The sequence below is a fragment of the Acrocarpospora macrocephala genome, from assembly GCF_009687865.1.
Taxonomy (GTDB): Bacteria; Actinomycetota; Actinomycetes; order Streptosporangiales; family Streptosporangiaceae; genus Acrocarpospora; species Acrocarpospora macrocephala.
Genome location: NZ_BLAE01000012.1, coordinates 1 through 2438 on the forward strand (window position 1 = coordinate 1; position 2438 = coordinate 2438).

A 2438-nucleotide genomic window follows, 5' to 3' on the forward strand; every position below is an offset into this window, starting at 1 on the left:
TGGTGGGAGGCCGAGCGGGCGAGCATCCTCGCCATCGTCCGCACGGCTGCGCAGGCCGGGCTGCACGGGCTCGCGTGGCGGATGTCGGCCGTGCTGCACGCCGTCTACGCCCACCGCAACGCCGTCACCGACTGGCGCCAGGTGGCCGCCATCGGCGCCGCCTCCGCCGTCGCCGACGGCGACCTTGCCGGTCAGGCGCTGGCCGCGGAAAGCCTCGGCGACCTCTACGCCCACACCTGCCACCCGCGCGAGGCCGAATCCCACTACCGTCACGCGCTGGAGATCCGCCGCCGTCTGGGCGACCGGTTCGGCCAGGCCCGCTCCCTCAACGCGCTCGGCCTGCTCTGCCTGCGCCGACGCCGCCTGCGGGAGGCGTGCGCGCACTTTGAGGACAGCTCGCTCATCTTCGCCGAACTCGACGACACGGCCCACTGGCTGGCCGTCACCGGCACCAACGAAGCCGAAGCACTGATCGAACTGGACCAGGCGGCGCAGGCGGTCCAGATTCTCAGCGAAACCGTGGACGTCTTCGACTATTTCCACGACCGGCATTCGCAAGGGAACGCGCTGTTCCTGCTGGCCCGCGCCCGGCGGGCGCACGGGGACCTGATCAGCGCCCGCGCCGCCATCGACGCCGCCCTGGCCCTCGCCACGACCGCCGCCGCCCTCGGCAATCCGATCTGGCGGGGCTCCTGGCTGGTGGAGCTCGGCCATGTGCAGCGCGCGGCCGGGCAGATCGCCGAGGCGCAGCAGGCCTACCACCGCGCCGCCGACCTTCACCACGAGTTCGGCGAGCGCGGCGGCGAAGCCCTGGCCCTGGCCGCGGCCGCGGAGATCCATCGGGAGCAGGGCCGCGCGGAGGAGGCGCTCACCCTGCACCGAGCCGCCGAAGCCGTCCACCGCGATCTGGGCGACCGCTGGCATCAGGCCCTGAGCCTGGTCGGGATGGGCAAGGCCCTGGCCTCGATGCAACACCTCCCGCAGGCCCGCGCGCAGTGGGAACTCGCGCTGGCCGCGCTGACCGATTTCACCGATCCCCCAGCGGCGAAACTGTTTCGAGAGATCCAGGTCACCCTCACCTACCTACAAGGCCGATGAACGCCCGCCCCCGGAAATCCGACCATCAGGATTCTTCTCTTGTACCGCCGTCCGGTGACCGGGGCCGTAGTTCTGGCTGCGGATTGCGGTCGATTCGGGTTCTCTTGCCCGGTTCCGCCGTTGACGCATGAGTCGGTGGTTCGCGCCTCACCTGCGGTTCTAAGACGTGGGAGGGCTGTGCCCGAGTTGAACGCCTGGCTGACAGGAGGCCCGACCACTCCCAGGGCGATCGAAGTCACGCTCACCTGCCTTCGCGGCCGTTGGACCGAAGCCGGGGTCTGTCAGGGTGCTGGCGGGTCTCTTGTTGATTCTTGCCGGGCAGGACCAATGACTGGCGCCGAGGACGCCGGAGGATCGCTGACCCCGTTCAATAGATGAGGGCTCGGCTGATAACACTCCTAAAGTGATCCATATTTGGCGCCTTACCGTTCCCGGAAGTTGGGGCCTTGGATCGTACAGGAAATCGCATCCTCCTGGGGTTGGCACCAGCACCCCGCCGGCCGGGGGTTTGGTTTGAGGTGGATCTACGATCGGGGAAATGAAATGGATTGCAGCCCTCGGACAGGAATAGGCACCTAGTTTTTTTGGGGGGGGTAATTCTAGTCGGGTGCTCAACTTCAGGTCAGCTTTGGCGAATGTGACTCTGGGTCGGTGCTACCGGAGTTGGCCGCCGCCTGGATGGCGGGCACCAGTCCGGTCGCGAGGCGTACAGCCCCGAATAGGCTCACACGGTCCCCACAGGAGAGGGCTAAAGGGGCTTCACCACCGAAGGTGCATACAGTCCCTCTGCCTAACTAAACACCACTGAACAAGTGGTCAAGATCATGAGGCAGCAGGCGCCGAGGCTGGGTAGGTAGCCAGTGGATGAGTCAGTTTCGAGGGCGCGCGAGCTCGCTATCGCCGTGAGTATTTTCTAGTCCAGTCGCCTGTTCTTCAAATCCTATTTATAGGGCTAGTAGACCACTAAATTAATCGATGGGGTCGTTGGGTTTTCGCGAGACGGGAGAGGATTAGGCGAGTTTGCCCTAAGGTGATAGGCGGCGGGATTAACCGTCGCGAAGTGTCGACCTCTCAACCGACTGCGTCTGAAGAGCAGACGCAAGAATCCGGGGAGGCACTTGCGATGGTCGATGACCGCGCATCTGAGGACGATCAGGAGCCGCGCAAGGCCGAGGGCCACCAGGTCCCGGCTATTCGCCCGATATGGCGGATGATCCTGTGGATCATCTGGTTTCTGATCGAATCGCACACCCCTTAAGGGGTGGTCGGTTAGGCCTCCTGTCAGCCGGGCCGTGAACTCGGAGCGGACAGGAGGCCTTCCGCATTTCTACGGCGGTTTT

General features: G+C 65.4%; 1 protein-coding gene. It reads left to right on the forward strand.

From position 1 onward, the window contains the following. Positions 1–1098: tetratricopeptide repeat protein (locus tag Amac_RS11655; RefSeq protein WP_155354362.1), on the forward strand; the 1098-nt coding region annotated here is incomplete at its 5' end. Positions 1099–2438: the final 1340 nt, after the last annotated feature.